The sequence below is a fragment of the Streptomyces phyllanthi genome (assembly GCF_009377205.1).
Lineage (GTDB): Bacteria > Actinomycetota > Actinomycetes > Streptomycetales > Streptomycetaceae > Streptomyces > Streptomyces phyllanthi.
Window position 1 is genome coordinate 19,593 of sequence record NZ_VJZE01000041.1, and the last position, 16,275, is coordinate 35,867.

16 protein-coding genes are annotated in these 16,275 nt (G+C 72.1%); 5 read left to right on the forward strand and 11 right to left on the reverse strand.

Annotation, left to right across the window (positions count from 1 at the left end):
- The first annotated feature begins 94 nt into the window (after positions 1-94).
- Positions 95-1,594: a ketol-acid reductoisomerase gene (locus tag FNH04_RS09110; RefSeq protein WP_152782150.1), complete on the forward strand. Its 1,500-nt coding sequence runs from the start codon at positions 95-97 to the stop codon at positions 1,592-1,594.
- A 20-nt stretch (positions 1,595-1,614) separates the two neighbouring features.
- On the opposite strand, the gene FNH04_RS09115 is transcribed toward FNH04_RS09110, so the two are convergent.
- From FNH04_RS09115 to FNH04_RS09125, 3 genes are all read right to left on the reverse strand, one after another.
- A complete protein-coding gene (locus tag FNH04_RS09115; protein WP_152782152.1) occupies positions 1,615-1,791 on the reverse strand; it encodes a DUF1272 domain-containing protein in 177 nt (58 codons plus the stop codon).
- A 185-nt stretch (positions 1,792-1,976) separates the two neighbouring features.
- Positions 1,977-2,561 (reverse strand): DUF4865 family protein, encoded by a 585-nt coding sequence (locus FNH04_RS09120; RefSeq protein WP_152782154.1) that lies wholly within the window; start codon positions 2,559-2,561, stop codon positions 1,977-1,979.
- Between the two features lie 39 nt (positions 2,562-2,600).
- Positions 2,601-3,185 (reverse strand): TetR/AcrR family transcriptional regulator, encoded by a 585-nt coding sequence (locus FNH04_RS09125; protein WP_152782156.1) that lies wholly within the window; start codon positions 3,183-3,185, stop codon positions 2,601-2,603.
- A gap of 196 nt (positions 3,186-3,381) precedes the next feature.
- Between FNH04_RS09125 and FNH04_RS09130 the strand changes: the two genes are divergently transcribed.
- Positions 3,382-3,663 carry an SHOCT domain-containing protein gene (locus tag FNH04_RS09130; RefSeq protein WP_152782158.1) on the forward strand — a complete coding sequence of 94 codons (282 nt, stop codon included), beginning with the start codon at positions 3,382-3,384 and terminating at the stop codon, positions 3,661-3,663.
- A 175-nt stretch (positions 3,664-3,838) separates the two neighbouring features.
- Here the strand turns inward: FNH04_RS09130 and FNH04_RS09135 are convergent, their stop codons facing one another.
- Positions 3,839-4,345, reverse strand: a complete 507-nt coding sequence (locus FNH04_RS09135; RefSeq protein WP_322722794.1) for an ATP-binding protein — start codon at positions 4,343-4,345, stop codon at positions 3,839-3,841.
- A gap of 252 nt (positions 4,346-4,597) precedes the next feature.
- The gene (locus FNH04_RS09140; protein ID WP_152782160.1) at positions 4,598-4,921 is read right to left on the reverse strand and encodes a hypothetical protein; all 324 of its coding nucleotides are present in this window, start codon (positions 4,919-4,921) and stop codon (positions 4,598-4,600) included.
- Positions 4,922-5,270: 349 nt separating this feature from the next.
- On the opposite strand from FNH04_RS09140, the gene cds1 reads away from it, so the two are divergent.
- Positions 5,271-6,407: an L-cysteine desulfhydrase Cds1 gene (gene cds1, locus FNH04_RS09145; RefSeq protein ID WP_386574533.1), complete on the forward strand. Its 1,137-nt coding sequence runs from the start codon at positions 5,271-5,273 to the stop codon at positions 6,405-6,407.
- 114 nt (positions 6,408-6,521) lie between these two features.
- Here cds1 and FNH04_RS09150 read toward each other — a convergent pair whose 3' ends face one another.
- Together FNH04_RS09150 and FNH04_RS09155 are read right to left on the reverse strand one after the other, a co-directional pair.
- A complete protein-coding gene (locus tag FNH04_RS09150) occupies positions 6,522-6,995 on the reverse strand; it encodes an SRPBCC family protein (protein WP_152782162.1) in 474 nt (157 codons plus the stop codon).
- A 96-nt stretch (positions 6,996-7,091) separates the two neighbouring features.
- Entirely contained in the window at positions 7,092-7,925 is an 834-nt protein-coding gene (locus FNH04_RS09155) for a DeoR/GlpR family DNA-binding transcription regulator (protein ID WP_322722795.1), read from the reverse strand.
- Between the two features lie 227 nt (positions 7,926-8,152).
- On the opposite strand from FNH04_RS09155, the gene FNH04_RS09160 reads away from it, so the two are divergent.
- Positions 8,153-10,609: a hypothetical protein gene (locus FNH04_RS09160; RefSeq protein ID WP_152782164.1), complete on the forward strand. Its 2,457-nt coding sequence runs from the start codon at positions 8,153-8,155 to the stop codon at positions 10,607-10,609.
- Positions 10,610-10,654: 45 nt separating this feature from the next.
- Here the strand turns inward: FNH04_RS09160 and FNH04_RS09165 are convergent, their stop codons facing one another.
- The 4 genes from FNH04_RS09165 to FNH04_RS09180 all read right to left on the reverse strand — a co-directional run bounded on the left by FNH04_RS09165 (position 10,655) and on the right by FNH04_RS09180 (position 15,411).
- Positions 10,655-13,096: a right-handed parallel beta-helix repeat-containing protein gene (locus FNH04_RS09165; RefSeq protein WP_152782166.1), complete on the reverse strand. Its 2,442-nt coding sequence runs from the start codon at positions 13,094-13,096 to the stop codon at positions 10,655-10,657.
- 108 nt (positions 13,097-13,204) lie between these two features.
- The gene (locus FNH04_RS09170; RefSeq protein WP_322722796.1) at positions 13,205-13,810 is read right to left on the reverse strand and encodes an Rv1733c family protein; all 606 of its coding nucleotides are present in this window, start codon (positions 13,808-13,810) and stop codon (positions 13,205-13,207) included.
- 260 nt (positions 13,811-14,070) lie between these two features.
- Positions 14,071-14,925 (reverse strand): MOSC domain-containing protein, encoded by an 855-nt coding sequence (locus FNH04_RS09175; protein WP_152782168.1) that lies wholly within the window; start codon positions 14,923-14,925, stop codon positions 14,071-14,073.
- A gap of 45 nt (positions 14,926-14,970) precedes the next feature.
- Positions 14,971-15,411, reverse strand: a complete 441-nt coding sequence (locus tag FNH04_RS09180) for a DUF6643 family protein (RefSeq protein ID WP_152782169.1) — start codon at positions 15,409-15,411, stop codon at positions 14,971-14,973.
- Positions 15,412-15,709: 298 nt separating this feature from the next.
- On the opposite strand from FNH04_RS09180, the gene FNH04_RS09185 reads away from it, so the two are divergent.
- A partial coding sequence (locus FNH04_RS09185) for a TerD family protein (RefSeq protein WP_228031245.1) occupies positions 15,710-16,275 on the forward strand: 566 nt, incomplete at its 3' end.

A 16,275-nucleotide genomic window follows, 5' to 3' on the forward strand; every position in this document is an offset into this window, starting at 1 on the left:
AGAGACGCCCCGACGTGCACATTTCACTATCCGAAACACACCGCTGCACAGGTTGCGCTTGCTGCAACACTCGTCGCGAGCCTACAACTCACCCATGACGACCTCGACCTCCACCACGGCCTCCACCTCAGCGACCGCCCCCACTGTCTTCACCCTCGAAACCATGGACGTCCCGGGCGGCACCGAGACCGTCCTGCGCGGCGGACGCCACCTCTTCCCCCTGCTGCCGCGGGCCTTCGCGGGCGTACGCCGTATCGGTGTCATCGGCTGGGGGCCGCAGGGCCGCGCCCAGGCCCGCAATCTGCGCGACTCCCTCGCCGGTACGGACATCACGGTGGCCGTCGGGCTGCGTCCCGGCTCCGCCTCGGCCTCCGACGCCCGCGCGCACGGCTTCACCGAGGAGGACGGCACGCTCGGCGACTGGCTCGACGTCACCGCCGGGAGCGACCTCGTCATCCTGCTGATCGCGGACGCCGCACTCGCCGCCCACCACCAGGAGATCTTCGCCCGCCTCAGGCCCGGCGCCACGATCGGCCTCTCACACGGCTTCCTGCTCGGCCATCTCCGCGAGACCGGGGGCCGGTTCCCGGCCGGGCACGGAGTGATCGCCGTCTGCCCGAAGGGGATGGGCGACTCCGTCCGGCGCCTCTACGAGCAGGGTGCGGAGATCAACGGCGCCGGGATCAACAGCAGTTACGCCGTGCACGCCGACCCCGACGGCCGGGCCGGCTCCCTCGCCCTCGCCTGGTCGGTCGCGCTCGGCTCCCCGTACACCTTCCGTACGACCCTGGAGAGCGAGTACCTCTCCGACATCGTCGGCGAGCGAGCCATCCTGCTCGGTGCCGTCCACGGCATCGTCGAGAGCCTGTACGCCCGCTACCGGCTGGAGGGCGACGACCCGGTCACGGCGTACGAGAGGTCCTGCGAGAACGTCACCGGGCCGATCGCCCGCACGATCTCGCACTCCGGACTGCGCGCCGTGCGCGAGGAGCTGGACCCGGCGGGGCGCGACGTCTTCGACCGCGCGTACGCCGCGACGTACGCCCCCGCGCGCGAAATCATCGCCGAGATCTACGACGAGGTCGCCGACGGCACCGAACTGCGCAGCGTGATCCTCGCCGAACGACGGCTCGGCACCCGGCCCATGAGCCGGATCGGTGCCTCGCCGATGTGGGCGGCGGGAGCCGAGGCGCGTGCCCGGCGAGCGGACCGCACCCTGCCCGTGGACCCGTTCACGGCAGGTGTCTTCACCGGCACCATGACCGCGCAGATCGACGAGTTCGCCGAGCGCGGCCACCCCTGGTCGGAGATCGTCAACGAATCCGTCATCGAGGCGGTCGACTCCCTGCTGCCGTACATGCACGCCCGCGACGTGGCGTACATGGTCGACAACTGCTCCCGTACGGCCCGCCTCGGCGCCCGCCGCTGGGGGCCGCGCTTCCAGGCGGCGTACGAGCAGATCGTGTACCCGGCGGCCGGCGCCCCCGCGGACCCGGCCGTGCTCGACGCCTTCACCACCCACCCGGTCCACGAGGCCCTGGCGGCAGCGGCGAAGCTCCGGCCACCGGTGGACATCTCCGTCGCCCAGCCATGATGAACGCGGCGCCCGCCGATTCACCCGCGGCGGGGTCTGGGGACCAACTCACCGCCACAGTTGGGGCAGACGCTCTCCATGGCCTCGCTGCACGGCACGCAGAAGGTGCACTCGTACGAACAGATGCGAGCCGACGCGTCGAACGGCAGTGCGGCGGTTTCGCAGCGCTCACAGCGGTCACGCATGTCCAGGGCCATCCCTCTCCCTCTCTCTTTTCCAGGGCGATGGCCCTGTGACCTCCCATCCTCCGCGTACGCGGCCTTTCCGAAAGCGCACAGAGGGCCAAGGACCAGGACGATCGGGCCACGCCCACGAGCGACGGGTGAGCCCGTGGCGTGACGGGCTCGCGAAGAACGTCACCCAGGACCACTACGGACGGCACTCACCACTGGCGGCCCCGCGGCAGCCGGGCCCGTTCGGGCGTGTTCATGTACAGCACCTGGAAGACATCACCCTCGGCCTCGGGCGTGTCGTGGTCCCAGAGCGAGAAGTGCACCAGATCCCAGTGGTACGGGTCGACGACCACTGCCGTGCACACCGCCCCGTCGAGCGCGGCCAGCCGCCCGCTCTCCCGCACCGCCTCCTCCGCCGCCTCGGAGAGCCGCACCCCGTCGGGGACGCCCAGCCGCCGGCGCACGGCGACCCTGGCCGTGGCACCGGCGGCGCCCCCCTCCTCGTACGCGAGAGCCGCCCAGTGCCGCACCCGCGGGCGCCCGAAGTCGTCAACCAGTCCCTGGAATCCCGGGCCCCAGAGGAAGGCGTTCATCCCCGCGGGGGCCTGCCAGAGGTAGAACGGCGCGTACTGGTTGACCGGCGACCCGTCGACCCCGTTCTCGCGCAGGAGATACGCCTTCAGCCCGAGACCGGGAAAGTCGTCCAGCAGGGGCCCCTTGCCGGTGGCGCGGGCGCGGATGATGTCCATGTCGTAGTCGGCGGGCAGGGTGACCTCGTACTGCATGGCGTGCATGATGCGCCTCCCGAGGGGCTGTTGAGACACGGCCTGTTGTCACATGACCTGGCGGGACACGGGCTGTCGAGCCGGACGGAGCAGGCTGAGCAGACCTCGGACACCCGTGTCGAAGGCCGCGGGCGATCCCGAGGCGCGGGCCAGGACGTAACCGCCCTGCACGGTCGCGACGATCGTCGCGGCGACCTCCTCCGCGTCCAGTGACGGCGCGAACTGCCCCTGTTCCTGGCCCTCTTCGACGATCCCGGCGAGCCGCTCGCGCAGCCAGTCGAGGGTCTCGTCGACCGGCGTCCGCAGCTCGTCGCTGTCGATCACGTCCGGGTCCATGGTGAGCCGGCCGACGGGGCAGCCGCGCAACACGTCGCGCTCCCGGCGCAGATAGGCCTCGACGCGCTCGCACGGCGTCCCCGCCCCGCCGAGAACGGCCTCGGCGGTGGTCCGCATGTCCTCGGCGGTACGGCGGATCGCGGCCAGCGCCAGATCGGGCTTGCCCCTGAAATGGTGGTACATGCTGCCCTGCCCGGCCCCCGCGTGCTGCTGGATGGCCTTGGGGCTGGTGCCCACGTAACCGCGCTCCCACAGCAGCTCGCGCGTGGACTCGATCAGACGCTCCGGGGTGGTCATGTCGCTCAGTGTACATACTAGTAGGTACAGAAGGTGGGCGTCGCAGGGAGCAGCCTCCGCCACCCCACGTACTCCCCGGGAGGTACCCGTACTGCCGCTGCCCGTACGACGACCCGGACCCCCTCCCGGCGCGAGTCTCGAGACATCACGCACACCCGACCGAGAAGCTCGGCAATCCAGAGGAGATGAGTCCGAGATGCAGACCCTCGCCCACTGGGACGGCGGCCCCGGCCCGTGGATCCTGTTCCTCCCCCTGATCTGGGCGGCCGTCGTCGTCGGCGCGGTGGCCCTCCTCCGTCGCACCGTGTGGCGCGGCCGACGCGGCCCGTGGCACGCGCCGGGCGGCCCCCGCCCCACCGGCGACTCGCCCCTCGACGTCCTCGGCCGCCGCTTCGCCTCCGGCGAGATCGACGAGGACGAGTACTGGCGCCGGCTGTCCGTCCTGGACGAGCAGTTCGGCCGCATCGGCAAGGGATGAGAGAGCGCCTCCCTCGCGCGACAACTCGCCCTGGCCCTGCCCGTCGGCGCCCTCGCGAGGCCGCGACCGGCCCGGCGGGCGGCGCGTCATCACCGCCGAGTGGCGGTCCGAGCGGGCGGCCCGGGTGACCGCCGCCGCGTCGGCCCGCGACGGCGGTCACCCGCTCACCGCCCGGTCAGCCTGCGACGGCGGACCGGGCGGGAGTGTGTTCGGCCCTGCCGCGCCTGCGGGCGGCGGGCCGGTGTCCCGTGTCGAACCACGAGTGCTTCGGTACCGTCACCGGCTCCGCGTGAGCGGGCAGCGTGAACCACACGACCTTGCCCGACTCGCCGTGCGGCCGGGCGCCCCAGCTCTCGCTCACGGCGGCGACCATCGCGAGGCCGCGGCCACAGGTGGCGGAGGGCTCCGCGTCCCGCACCACCGGGAGGCGCGGGTCGTTGTCACGCACCGAGACCGTCAGCCGGTCGAGCAGCAGCTCGATCTCCACGGTGCACATCTTGTCCGGCTCGGCGTGCCGGTGGACGTTGGACAGCAGCTCGGTCACCCCGAGCGCCGCCTGGTCTATCAAGGGGTCGAGATGCCAGTAGCGCAACTGCGCAGATACGATTCTGCGGACCTGGCCGATCCGCGACGGCAGGGCTTGGAGCTCCACCGTGCAGTGCCTTCTTGGCTTGCTGATCACGGCTGCGACTCCCCGAATTGAGGTCCGGAAGAAGACGGAGGACGGATCGGAACCAGCGAGGTGGCTGCGGGACAGACGCCGCCTGCTGCGGGGCGACCGCGCTCGGCGGGCGCCTCTCCTGGCGCGGAGGCTGCGTACGACGGCCGCCCGCGATCGGGACCGGCGGCTGGTTCGCAGCGTTATCGCCGGTAAACCCAGAGTGACGTGAGATCAGCGTGACTCAGGGGCTGCGATCCCGCAACTCGCGGCTCGTCAGGTACCGCGGCCCGCGGCCCTGCGCACCGCTTCGATGAACCGGCGCGCCGAGGGTGGACCCGGCTTCCCCGGAGCGGGGTCGTGCTCACCGAGCGTCAGGGTGTAGCGCGTACCGTTCACATCGGCCAACGCCCGGTCCTCGTGCGAGAACCACGGCCTGGACGCCCGCACCGCCTGCACCGGCGCGCTGTCGATCTCGCTGCCGTAGCTGGTGAGCAACTGCAGCCTGCCGTCGCTGATCCGCACCTGCCCGGCACGCGTCAGTGAGCGCAGCCTCTTCCCGATCCGCACCCCTGTGGCCGTGAACTCCGGCTCTGCCATGCTTCCCCGCCCCCTCGTGCGTGTCGGCCTGTCCTGTCGTGAACCCGCGTGGTTCGTGATCCGGTGTGCGTTCCCCGTTCGAGTGTGCATCCCCCGTCCAGGCCCTGGGCCCATGCGGTGCAGTCTGCACGTCCCCGGCGTCGAGCACCAGTGCGTACGGTATGTCGGGGGCGCGGCCGGGGGAGCACTCGGTGCATGCGCCCCCATGCGCCCGCGCACCCCCTGCCACAGGGGCGCTTTGAGATACTCAAAGGGGCGTTTATGCAGGTGAGAAGCGTGCGGCAGGTGTCTATGATCGGGGCGCCGACCGCGCACCCCGCCGCCGGCGAGACACGGAAGGAACCCTGCCGTGAGCATCCTGCACCCCGCCCGGACCGGCGAGACGCTTGACACCCTCGACGTCGATCACAGCGACGCGAGTTACCGGGCATGGCTCAAAGAAGCCGTCCGCAAGGTCCAGGCCGACGCCCAGCGCTCGGCCGACACCCACCTGCTCTCCTTTCCGCTGCCCGAAAGCTGGGGCATCGACCTGTATCTGAAGGACGAGTCGACCCACCCCACCGGCAGCCTCAAGCACCGCTTGGCTCGCTCCCTCTTCCTCTACGGCCTGTGCAACGGCTGGATCCGGCCGGGCCGCCCCGTGATCGAGGCGTCCAGCGGTTCCACGGCCGTCTCCGAGGCGTACTTCGCCAAGCTGATCGGCGTGCCCTTCGTCGCCGTCATGCCGCGCACGACCAGCGCCGAGAAGTGCCGACTGATCGAGTTCCACGGCGGACGGTGCCACTTCGTGGACGACTCCCGCAAAATGTACGAGGCGTCAGCCGCCCTCGCGGCCGAGACCGGGGGCCACTACATGGACCAGTTCACCTACGCCGAGCGGGCCACGGACTGGCGCGGCAACAACAACATCGCCGAATCCGTCTTCCGCCAGCTGGAGTTGGAGCGCTTCCCCGAGCCCGCGTGGATCGTCGCCACGGCCGGCACCGGCGGCACCTCGGCGACCATCGCGCGGTATGTGCACTACATGCAGTACGACACCCGCGTCTGCGTCGCCGACCCGGAGAACTCCTGTTTCTTCGAGGGCTGGACCACCGCCGATCCGGACATCACCTGCGACCGCGGCTCACGTATTGAGGGCATCGGCCGCCCGCGCATGGAGCCCAGCTTCGTTCCCGGCGCCATCGACCGGATGATGAAGGTCCCGGACGCGGCGAGCGTGGCGGCCGTACGGGCCCTGGAGACGGCCATCGGCCGCAAGGCGGGCGGCTCCACCGGCACCGGCCTGTGGAGCGCTCTCAAGATCGTCGCCGAGATGGTGGCCGAGGGACGCCAGGGCAGCGTGGTGACGCTGCTGTGCGACCCGGGGGACCGGTACCTGGACAAGTACTACTCGGACGCGTGGCTCGAGGAACAAGGGCTGGATGTCAGACCGTACGCGGCGGCGATCGAGTCGCTGTTCCGGACGGGGGTGTGGCGCGCTCCGTGAGAAGCGCGGGGCCGTGACATCACGCGGCTCCGCCGCGCGGGCGGGACCGGCCCACGACTGCCCGCACCACCCGCCCGAACCGCGGCTCACCGAACCGACTGCCGGGCGGAGCCGTCAGGACGACGCCAGCCGCCGGTCCAGCGCGGCCACCGCATCCCGGAACGCACGCCGCAACCCCGGCCGCGCAAGCCTCAAGGCCAACCGGAACGCCGCGGAACCGTCCGTGGCCCACGTCCACCGCACCCGGGTCCCCTCCCCGGCGGGGGTGAGCCGCCACTCCTCCAGCAGCGCTCCGATCCCGGGCGCGTTGGTCTCGTCCACGCGGTAGGCGTACACCGTGGCGGGCTCCGCCGCGACGATCGTCTCCAGGAAGCGGGTCCCGCCCTTGAGCCGCACCTCCCGACGGGAGCCGTCCCCGACCGGACGGGCGTACGTCACGGCCGAGAACCACTCGCTCCAGCCCGGCACGTCCTCGGCCATGGCCCGGAACACCGCCTCCGGAGGCGCGGACATCTCGCGGGTGAACTCCAGCCGTACCGGGGCGCTCTCGACGAAGTCGAGCCCCACCGGACGCAGACGGCGTGCCATGGACGCGACCCCCTCCTCGGACGGCTCCTCCGCGGTCGACGGCCCCGAACGGCACCGGGCGCGTGAACCGCGGGCGCCACCCTAACCGGCGGGCCGTCAGATGTCTGTACCGTCCTCCCCGGCCTCGCCCGCGACCACCAGTCGCCTGAGGTGCTCCGAGATCTCCGCGCGCGCCCCGGCCGGCAGCCCGGCGTCGGTGACCAGCGTGTCGACCTGCTCCAGCGAGGCGAACGAACTCAGGCCCACCGTGCCCCACTTGGTGTGGTCGGCCACCACGACGACACGCCGTGCGGACTGCACGAGCCGCCGGTTCGTCTCCGCCTCCGCGAGGTTCGGCGTGGACAGACCGGCCTCGGCCGATATCCCGTGCACACCCAGGAACAGCACGTCGAAGTGGAGCGCGGCGATCGCTTGGTCCGCCACCGGTCCCACCAGCGAGTCGGACGGCGTCCGCACACCACCGGTCAGCACGACCGTGGCCGCGCCCTGCCGCTGCCCCGAGGTGCGCTGCGCGGTATGGAAGACATCGGCCACCCGCACCGAGTTGGTGACCACGGTCAGGTCCGGCACCTCCAGGAGCCGGTGGGCCAGCGCGTACGTCGTCGTACCGCCGGACAGCGCGATCGCCGTGCCCGGCGCGACCAGCTCGGCCGCGGCCCGCGCGATGTCCTCCTTGGCCGTCAGCTCCAGTCCGGACTTGGCCTCGAAGCCCGGCTCGTGCGTGCTCGCCTCGGCCACCGGGACCGCGCCGCCGTGCACCTTCTCCACCGCGCCCTGGCGGGCGAGCGCGTCGAGGTCGCGGCGGACCGTCATGTCGGACACGCCGAGCCTGCGTGTCAGTTCGTTGACCCGGACCCCGCCGCGCCGTCGCACCTCGTCGAGGATCAGGGCGCGCCGCTGCTCCGCGAGGAGGTTCTGGTTCTCACTCACGCCCGCTCCGGTCTCTTCGCCTCATCACGCCTCCATGCCCCCTCCGACGAGCACTTTCTCCCCGTCCCCGGTCCCGAGGACGTCCCATATTCGCACGGGCCGGTACCAGAGGTGCCACTTCCCGAACAGATACGAACACGCCATAACGGAACATATCGTGCGAGGCCGTCGCACGGATCGGGGAGATTACGTGACCAGGGGTGTGCGCGGAGCCAGGAACGGAGATCATGTGCCTGCGCATCACAACTGCCATAGGCGTATCACGGGGGAAGTGCGGAACAGTGGCGAGTGCGACGGAACAGGCCCCGACAGGGGAGCACGGCGACCCCGGCCGGCCGTCCGGTGCGGGCGAGACGGCTCTGGAGTTACTGGTCCACGGTGTGGGCGGCACCACGCCCGAGGAGATGCTGGACGACCCGCGGACCGTCCGGATCACCGGCGACAAGACCGCCGCCGTCTTCCGGCGCATCGACGACGCCGACGCCGAGGACCGACCCGAGGACCACCGCGGCAAGCCCGTGCCCGAGGCGTACGTCTGGTGCAACCTGACCTCCGGCAACGGCTCCCGCGCCCTGTGGCTGCTGCTCCTGCCGTTCATGGTCGTCAACCTGGCCCACTGGATGCGTCCCACCACCCGGGACCGGCAGCGGACGGTCCGCCTGTACGGCCTGCTCGTCCGGCTCGCCGGGCTGACCCTGACCGTGCTGCTCGTCGCCGCCGCCTGCGAGGTCGCCCTCGACCTCACCGCCTGGCAGTGCGCGGGCACCCCCGTGTGCGCCCGGGACCACACCTGGCTGGGCTTCCTGTCGCCCGAGGTGTCCGGCGACGGCTGGTGGAGCGGCCCCGGCCGCCGTCTCGCCCTGGCCTCCCTGGTGCCCGCCGCGCTCACCGGGCTGCTCTGGTACCTCTCCCACCGCACCTGGAGCGCGTACGAGTCCCAGAAGCCCCTGACCCGCCGGGCCGAGGAGGACGCCGACACCGCGGACACCGTCGAGACCGCTCTCGGCCGACCCGGCTTCTGGTACGGACGCCGTCTCGTCGCCCGGCTGCGCGCCGCGCACACGGCGGCGGGCTTTCTCACGGTCGCGGCGGCCGCCGGCACCTCCGCGGCCCGGTACGACCGCGGGCCCGGCGGCCCGGCCCTGCTGGAGAGCCTGGGCTGGCTGCTGAACGCGCTGCTCGTGCTCGGCGCGGTCGTGGTGGTGTGGGTGGTGTGCCGACGGGGCCGCAGCGAGAACCGTCTGGACAGGGAGCTGGACAGGACCCTGGTGCGGTGGCTGCCCGTGGGGTCGATCGTGCTGCTGGTCCTCGCCCTGCTGTACGCGGGCTGGTCGCGCCCCGGGTGGCGGTCGCAGGGGCGCCTGCCGGGCGACCTGATGTTCGGCGGGATCGCGTACGTACAGGGACTGCTGGTCATCCTGCTCGCCGTGGTGGCCCACGCCATGTACCGCTCCCACCCCGATCCGCGCACCGCGATGCACGGCCTGGCCGGACCCGCCGTCGCCATGCTCGCCTGCGCGCTCGGCGGAGTGATGTCCGGCGGGGTCGCCCAGCGCGTCGCCGACTGGCTGAACGGCACCGACGACTCGTTCCTGGGACCACCCGTTCTGCTGACCTGGCAGGCGTCCGTGATCCCGCCGCTGCTGGTCGTGGTCCTGCTGCTCGTCGGATGGCTGGGCCGCCGTACCTGGGTGCTGCGGCGCGGCGAACTAGGCGCGGTGGAGCACGAGTACGGCGTCAGGGAGAGGGAGACGGAGACGGGGGAGGCCCCCGAGCAGCGGCCCGGGCAGACCGATGACGAGCCGGAGCACAGGGACACGACCCGTACCCGCCGTATCGCCCGCACCCGCGCCATGGCGGCCCTCACCGACCGGGCGCCCCGAGTGATCGGCGTCATCTCGGCCGTCACCCTGCTCCTCGGCATCGGCGCCCTCGTAGGTGCGACGGTGACCGAGAAGGTACCGGGCGACGCCGCGCGCGGCACGCACGCCTTCGTCCAGGGCGCCGCCGACACCGCGCAGGCGCTCGGATCCTGGCTGATCGGCTTCGGCTTCATACTCATCGTCACCTCGGGCCGGCGCGCCTACAAGGACGCCTCCACCCGGCGCACCATCGGCATCCTGTGGGACGTCGGCACCTTCTGGCCGCGCGCCGCCCACCCCTTCGCACCGCCCTGCTACGCCGAGCGCGCCGTGCCCGACCTGACCTGGCGCATGGCGACCTGGACGCGCACCACGGGCGGGCGGCTGGTGATCTCCGGGCACTCCCAGGGCAGCGTCCTCGCGGCGGCCGCCGCCTGGCAGCTGACGCCGTCGGTCCGCAAGCGGGTCGCGCTGCTCACCTACGGCTCACCGCTGGAGCGGCTGTACGGGCGCTGGTTCCCGGCCCACTTCGGCCCGCACGCCCTCAGCTCCCTGCACCGCGAGGTCGACTGCTGGCGCAACCTGTACCGCCTGACGGACCCCATCGGCGGCCCGGTCCGCCTGCCCGGCGACCGGGGCTCCCAGGTCGACGCCGCGCCCTTCAGGGACCCCCTCGCCTACGGCCGCACCCGGCTCCACCCACTGCCCGCCCCGATCCTGGGCCACTCCGACTACCAGGCGGACCCGGCCTTCGCCAAGGAGCGGAAGCGGTTGCTGGACCGGATCGGACCGGAGGTACCGGGCCCGCGCGGCGGCGACTGACGGCGTCGGTCCCGGCTCCGGGGCCCCGCCGCGCCGGTGGCGTCGTCAGGGCAGCTCGGGCAGATCCTCCGAGTAGAGCAGGGTGAGATCGTCGGTGTTCGGCTCGGTGAACTGGGCGACGCGGCCCGCGTGGCGCTCGACCATCGCCTCGAACGTCTGCCGCGCGGTCCGGCCGTTGCCGAACGCCGGCCCCTTCGGGATCGCTGTGAAGTACTTCAGGAGAGCCTCCGTGGTGCCCGGGGCCAGCCGGTACTCGTGCTCCTCGGCCTGCTGCTCCACGATCCGCAGCAACTCCTCGGGACCGTAGTCACCGAACCTGATGGTGCGCGAGAAGCGCGAGGCGACACCGGGGTTGACCGAAAGGAACCGCTCCATCTCCGCCGTGTAGCCCGCGACGATCACCACCACCGCCTCCCGGTGGTCCTCCATCAGCTTCACCAGCGTGTCGATGGCCTCACGGCCGAAGTCACGGCCCGAGTCCTCCGGCGACAGCGCGTACGCCTCGTCGATGAACAGCACCCCGCCGCGCGCCCGGTCGAACGCCTCCTGGGTACGGATCGCCGTGGAGCCGATGTGTTCACCGACCAGGTCGACGCGGGACACCTCGACGAGGTGGCCCTTCTCCAGGACGCCGAGCGAGGCCAGGATCTCGCCGTACAGGCGGGCGACCGTCGTCTTGCCGGTGCCCGGGGAGCCGGTGAAGACCAGATGGCGCCGGACGGAGGCCGCCTTGAGGCCCGCCTGCCGGCGGCGGCGGCCCACCTCGATCATGTCGGTGAGGGCGCGCACCTCGCGTTTGACGCTCTCCAGGCCCACCAGCGCGTCGAGTTCCCCGAGTACGGCCTGCGACGTCCGCGCGGGCTGCTCGGGCTCCGGCGCGGCCGTGACGAACGGCTCCTGCTCGGTGGCGCGCTGGCCAGGGATCGAGCCCAGCAGCCCGGGGGACGACTGGCTCGTGGTCTGCAGGAGCGTCTCACGCGCCGCCGGAGGCCGCACCCCGGCGCTCTCGTCGCTGGTGCAGTCCTCGATCACGGGCCCGCCGCCCGTGTCGCCGGGGCCGCCGTCCGAGAACTCGTAGCCCCCGCGCGCGCAGCGCTCCGTACGGCACTTCCGCAGCGTCGTACGGCAGCCGTCGATCACATGGAAACCGTAGCCGCCGCTGCCCGTCACACGGCAGCCCAGGAAGCTGCCGCGGCCCTCGGCCGAGACATAGAAGCCGGCCTCCGTGGGCGAGGTGACCGTGCAGCGCTCGATGGTGGGGTCGGCGCCCTTGGTGACGATGACGCCCGTCTGCGTGTCCTCCACGGTGCAGCCGGTCAGCGTGCCACCGCTGCCGTGGTCGCGGAACCAGGCGCCCGTCGCGGCGTCCCGGATCCGGCAGTCGTCGAGCTGCGCGGTCGCGCCGTCGCTGACCGACACGGCCGTGTTGCGGACCTGCGAGAGGTCGCTGTCGACGACGTCGGCGCGCGAGCCGCGGTCCAGCACGAACAGCGCGTCCGGCACGTCGTGGACCCTGCACGACTCCAGCACCGCTGTCGCGCCGTCGCTGACCCAGACCGCCGGATAGTCACCGGTGCTGTCGAAGATCTCGCACTGGTTGGCGTCCACGCGCGTGCCCGGGTCCCACACCGACAGACCGTTGCGCCCGAACCGCCGTACCGTCGTGCGGGTCAGCGTGAGCACCGAGCGGGAACGCAGGTCGACCGCGTTCTCCGGGATGTCGTGGATACGGCAGTCCGCGAGTGTCAGCACGGCGTCGGTGTCCATCGTGACCCCGTCCGCGCTCGTACGGTGCACATCGCAGTCGGTGAGGTGGGCCGTGGCCCGTCCGGTGATCTGCACGCCGGAGCCCCGGACCTCGTACACCTCGCAGCCGACCGCCTCCAGCGAGGAGTTCTCACCGGTCGCGGACAGGCCCACCCCGGAGGCGTGGTGCACGCGGCAGCGCTCGAAGCGCGGGTGGGCGCCGCCCCGGACGGCGACGGCGGCCTGCCCGGCCGCGACGACCTCGCACTCCTCGAACACCCCGCTGCCGCCGTCCACCACGGCGATCCCGATCCCGGCCGGGTTGTCGACCGTGCAGCGGCGCACCGTCGGGCGCGCGTCACCGCGCACCTCGATACCGGCCGAGGACCGCGTCACGATCCGCACGTCGAGCAGCTCCGGCACACCCTCCTCGACGAGCAGCGCGGGCGCGGTCGAGTCCTGGCCCTCCACATGCAGGTCCTGCACCACGGCGGAGGCCCGCACGGTCAGCGGCACCCCGTCCACCGGGGCGATGCGCACGGAGCCCGGGGAGCCCTCGGGACCGCGCAGGGTCACCGCCCGCTGCAGGACGAGGTTCTCCCGGTACGTACCGGGAGCGACGGTGAGCACATCGCCCTCGCTCGCGGCCTCCAGGGCCGCGGCGAGCGAAGCGTACTCACCTGTGCGGCGCCGCCACCGCGATGTGCCGGTGTGCGTCACCTGGACCGTGCCCTGTGCCATGGCGCTGCTGTGCCCCCACCTCGTTGAACGCGGGTCGTCCGCCGAACAGTTCGGCCGGTCCACCGTAGCGTGCGCGGAGACGGGCGGTTGACCGGAGCGGCAAGGCCGTCAGCTGCCCGTGCCCGTCCTGCCCCAGTCCGGACCCGCCTTGTCCCATGCCTGGTCCCAACGCGCGTACCTGCGGCGGACCATGCGCCAGACGATCAGCCGCCTGGCGCCCTCGACCGCTCCCACGGCCAGCACGGCCGCGCCGAAACCGGCCAGCACGGCGTGCGTCGACGCGGTGGCGGGGTCCAGCGGGCGGCCCACTATTCGGCCCCGGTCGTCGGTCCACAGCGTGAAGCGTTCCCCGGGGCGCGGGTTCTCGAGGCTCGCTTGCACCGTCCCGTGCCGCGCGGTGCCGTCCGGGGCCGTCCAGTCGGCGACCACGCGGCTGCTCCGGTCCCGGGCGGTGGACGTCTCGGGGTCGGGGTCCAGTGGGGAACCGTCGACCTTCCTGACGACGATGGCCGTCACCTTGTGGCGGGTCTGCTGCTGCTCCCGCACGGACTGCTGCAGGGCGTCCTGTGCGGCGATCCCGACGAGGGCGCCGATCAGCGGCGAGACCACGAGGATCAGGACGAGGGTCGCGAGCGCCAGCCAGGCCTCGACCAGATCCGTCGTACGCCGCAGCGGATTGTGCCGCCAGCGCCAGAGTCCGCCGATTGCTCGCACCGTCCCGCACCCCCTTTCCGCGTCCGTGATAACCCCGAACGGAGCCGTTCACGCGCGGTATCGGCGAAGAGAGAGCGAAATCACCCTGCCCTGCGCCTCACATGAACGTGCCTCTCATGAACTTCTCATACGGACCCAACGAGTGCGGTCGGGGCCCGGGTTCCCCCCCGGCACGGTGATTCGGGTACGGGATTCACCAGCCGGTCCGCTGCTGCGTCGAACCGCTCGGGGAACGGGTCCCGCCGGGCCGCTGCGGCCGCTCACGGACGGGACCGACCGCCCTCGTCCGCCTGTTCGAGGACGCGCACCGGGTCGCCGAGTCGGACCGTACCACCGGATTCCGGCACCAGGTTCTGGCCGAAGACCAGCTTGTCGCCGAAGCGCCGGTGACGGCCGAGGGTGCGCAGCGGCTCCCTGCCCCGCTCCGCGGTTCCCTGGTCGGTGGTGGTCACCACGCAGCGCCCGCACATCCTGGCCACCCTGAACGTGACCTCGCCGATCGCGATGCGCCGCCAGTCGTCCTCCGCCCAGGCCGCGGTGCCCGCCACGACCACGTTGGGCCGGAAACGGTCCATCGGCACCGGGCCTTCGTCGGGGTGGTCACCCCGTGCGATGAGGGAGTTGAGGGCGTCGAGCGAGCCGAGCGTGGTGAGCAGCAGCGGGTACCCGTCGGCGAAGCTGACCGTCTCACCGGGACGCGCGTACTCCGGATCGATGGGGCGCCGCGTCGCGGGGTCGTCGAGGTGCACGAGACGTACGCCGGTGCCCAGGTAGTCGCTGAACCAGGAGTGCGCCGAGGAGTTGGCGAGGACCCCCTCCACCTTGTCCCGCCAGATCTCCACCGGCACCGTGCCGGCTGGTTCGGGCACGGTCACGGCCAGCGGCTCACGCCCGGGCGCGGACAGCACGAGGCCGCCGCCGGGCAGCGGCTCGGCGGCGGCCAGTGCCATGCGCGGATGCGGGCGTTGAGTGATGACCTTGCCCGCCTCGTCGATCAGCACCCAACGCCTGTCTCCCGCCAGCCCCCAGGGCTCCACCACGGCCTCGTCGGGTGTGACACCCCGGGCCGCCTTCAGCGGGTGGACGTGGATCGAGCGCAGCGACGGATTGCCCATGGGGTCATCCTGCCAGCAGGAACGGACGACTCCGGGCGGAGTGCCTCAGTATCCGCGGTACTGCTGACCGTTGTACGGCTCCTGGTAGGGGGCCGCGGCCGGGCGGGGCGCCGCGGGGCGCATCGCCTCGTAGCCCGTGCCGTTCGCCATCGGACGCGGCTGCTGCGGCTGGGCGCCCGGGTAACCGCGCGGACCGGCGGCCTGCTGCGGGATGTACGCGGCCGGGGCCTGCTGCAACGGCGAGGGCTGCTGGGCCTGCGGATAGCCGTAGGCGGGTGCCGACGGGGAGGGGCCGGCCGGCAGCGCGGGGAGTGCCGACGGGAGTGCGGGCAGGTTGCTGCCCGGCGTGTCGTACGCCGCGGGGACCCGGATCGGGGCGATCTGCGGGGTGCCCCGCTCTGCCACGAGGCGGTCGTAGATGGGGGTGTCCGCGAAGGACGAGGCGGAGTAGTAACCGCCGCCATAGGTGGAGCGGGGGGAGGTCATGGCACATAAGTTAAGCCCACGATGTGCTGGTTGGGGAGACCGATAAGAGGGTTGTTTTCCGTGTCGGCCGTGACGCTGGATCCCTAATGTGAGCGAATTCGCCGAAAAGGGGCAGCGGGCTGCGTCCGTATCAGGTAAAGGCCAAGTTCCGGGCGGGTTACCGGTGGGTTCGCCCTTCGGCGTCCTGTACGGCTTCTGGGGGTTGACGACTCTCTGGGAATAGGGTTTGGCGCCAACGGATGGAACCGTCCCGGGCATGGCCCGGCGGTGAGCCGATGACCATGCGATGGGGGCGAACATGTCCATGCCGAAAGGCTCGAATGTCGCGGTACCGACAACCGCTCTGCGTGTCGAACTGGGCTGGCGCTCCGGCCCCGGCGTACCCGACGCGGACGCCTCCGCGCTCCTGCTGGTCTCCGGGAAGGCGCGCTCCGACGCGGACTTCGTCTTCTACAACCAGCCCGCCCACGCCTCCGGCGCGGTCCGGCACGAGGGCAAGCGGACCGTCGGGGGCCAGGTGACCGACACGCTGCTCGTCGACCTCACGCGCGTGGAGCCGGCGATCGAGACCGTCGTGCTCGCCGCCTCCACGGACGGCGGAGCCTTCGGTCAGGTGCCGGGGCTGTACATCCGCGTGGTCCACGACGGCCAGGGGAGCGAGGTCGCGCGCTACGACAGTGCCGACGCGAGTGTGGAGACCGCCTTCGTCCTGGGGGAGTTCTACCGCCGGCAGGGGGCCTGGAAGTTCCGGGCCGTCGGGCAGGGCTACAGCAGCGGGCTCGAAGGACTGGCGACGGACTTCGGCATCACCGTGGACGAACCGCAACACGCGGCCCCACCGGCACCGCTCGCCGCGCCCGCCAC

Excerpts from the sequence above, each read along its gene's own strand:
- FNH04_RS09180 (WP_152782169.1), bottom strand. The coding sequence starts at position 15,411 with ATGACCTCCCCCCGCTCCACCTATGGCGGCGGTTACTACTCCGCCTCG.
- FNH04_RS09150 (WP_152782162.1), bottom strand. The coding sequence starts at position 6,995 with ATGGCACGCCGTCTGCGTCCGGTGGGGCTCGACTTCGTCGAGAGCGCC.
- FNH04_RS09115 (WP_152782152.1), bottom strand. The coding sequence starts at position 1,791 with ATGGCCCTGGACATGCGTGACCGCTGTGAGCGCTGCGAAACCGCCGCA.
- FNH04_RS09110 (WP_152782150.1), top strand. The coding sequence starts at position 95 with ATGACGACCTCGACCTCCACCACGGCCTCCACCTCAGCGACCGCCCCC.
- FNH04_RS09140 (WP_152782160.1), bottom strand. The coding sequence starts at position 4,921 with ATGGCAGAGCCGGAGTTCACGGCCACAGGGGTGCGGATCGGGAAGAGG.
- FNH04_RS09125 (WP_152782156.1), bottom strand. The coding sequence starts at position 3,185 with ATGACCACCCCGGAGCGTCTGATCGAGTCCACGCGCGAGCTGCTGTGG.
- FNH04_RS09160 (WP_152782164.1), top strand. The coding sequence starts at position 8,153 with ATGTGCCTGCGCATCACAACTGCCATAGGCGTATCACGGGGGAAGTGC.
- FNH04_RS09130 (WP_152782158.1), top strand. The coding sequence starts at position 3,382 with ATGCAGACCCTCGCCCACTGGGACGGCGGCCCCGGCCCGTGGATCCTG.
- FNH04_RS09175 (WP_152782168.1), bottom strand. The coding sequence starts at position 14,925 with ATGGGCAATCCGTCGCTGCGCTCGATCCACGTCCACCCGCTGAAGGCG.
- FNH04_RS09165 (WP_152782166.1), bottom strand. The coding sequence starts at position 13,096 with ATGGCACAGGGCACGGTCCAGGTGACGCACACCGGCACATCGCGGTGG.
- FNH04_RS09120 (WP_152782154.1), bottom strand. The coding sequence starts at position 2,561 with ATGCACGCCATGCAGTACGAGGTCACCCTGCCCGCCGACTACGACATG.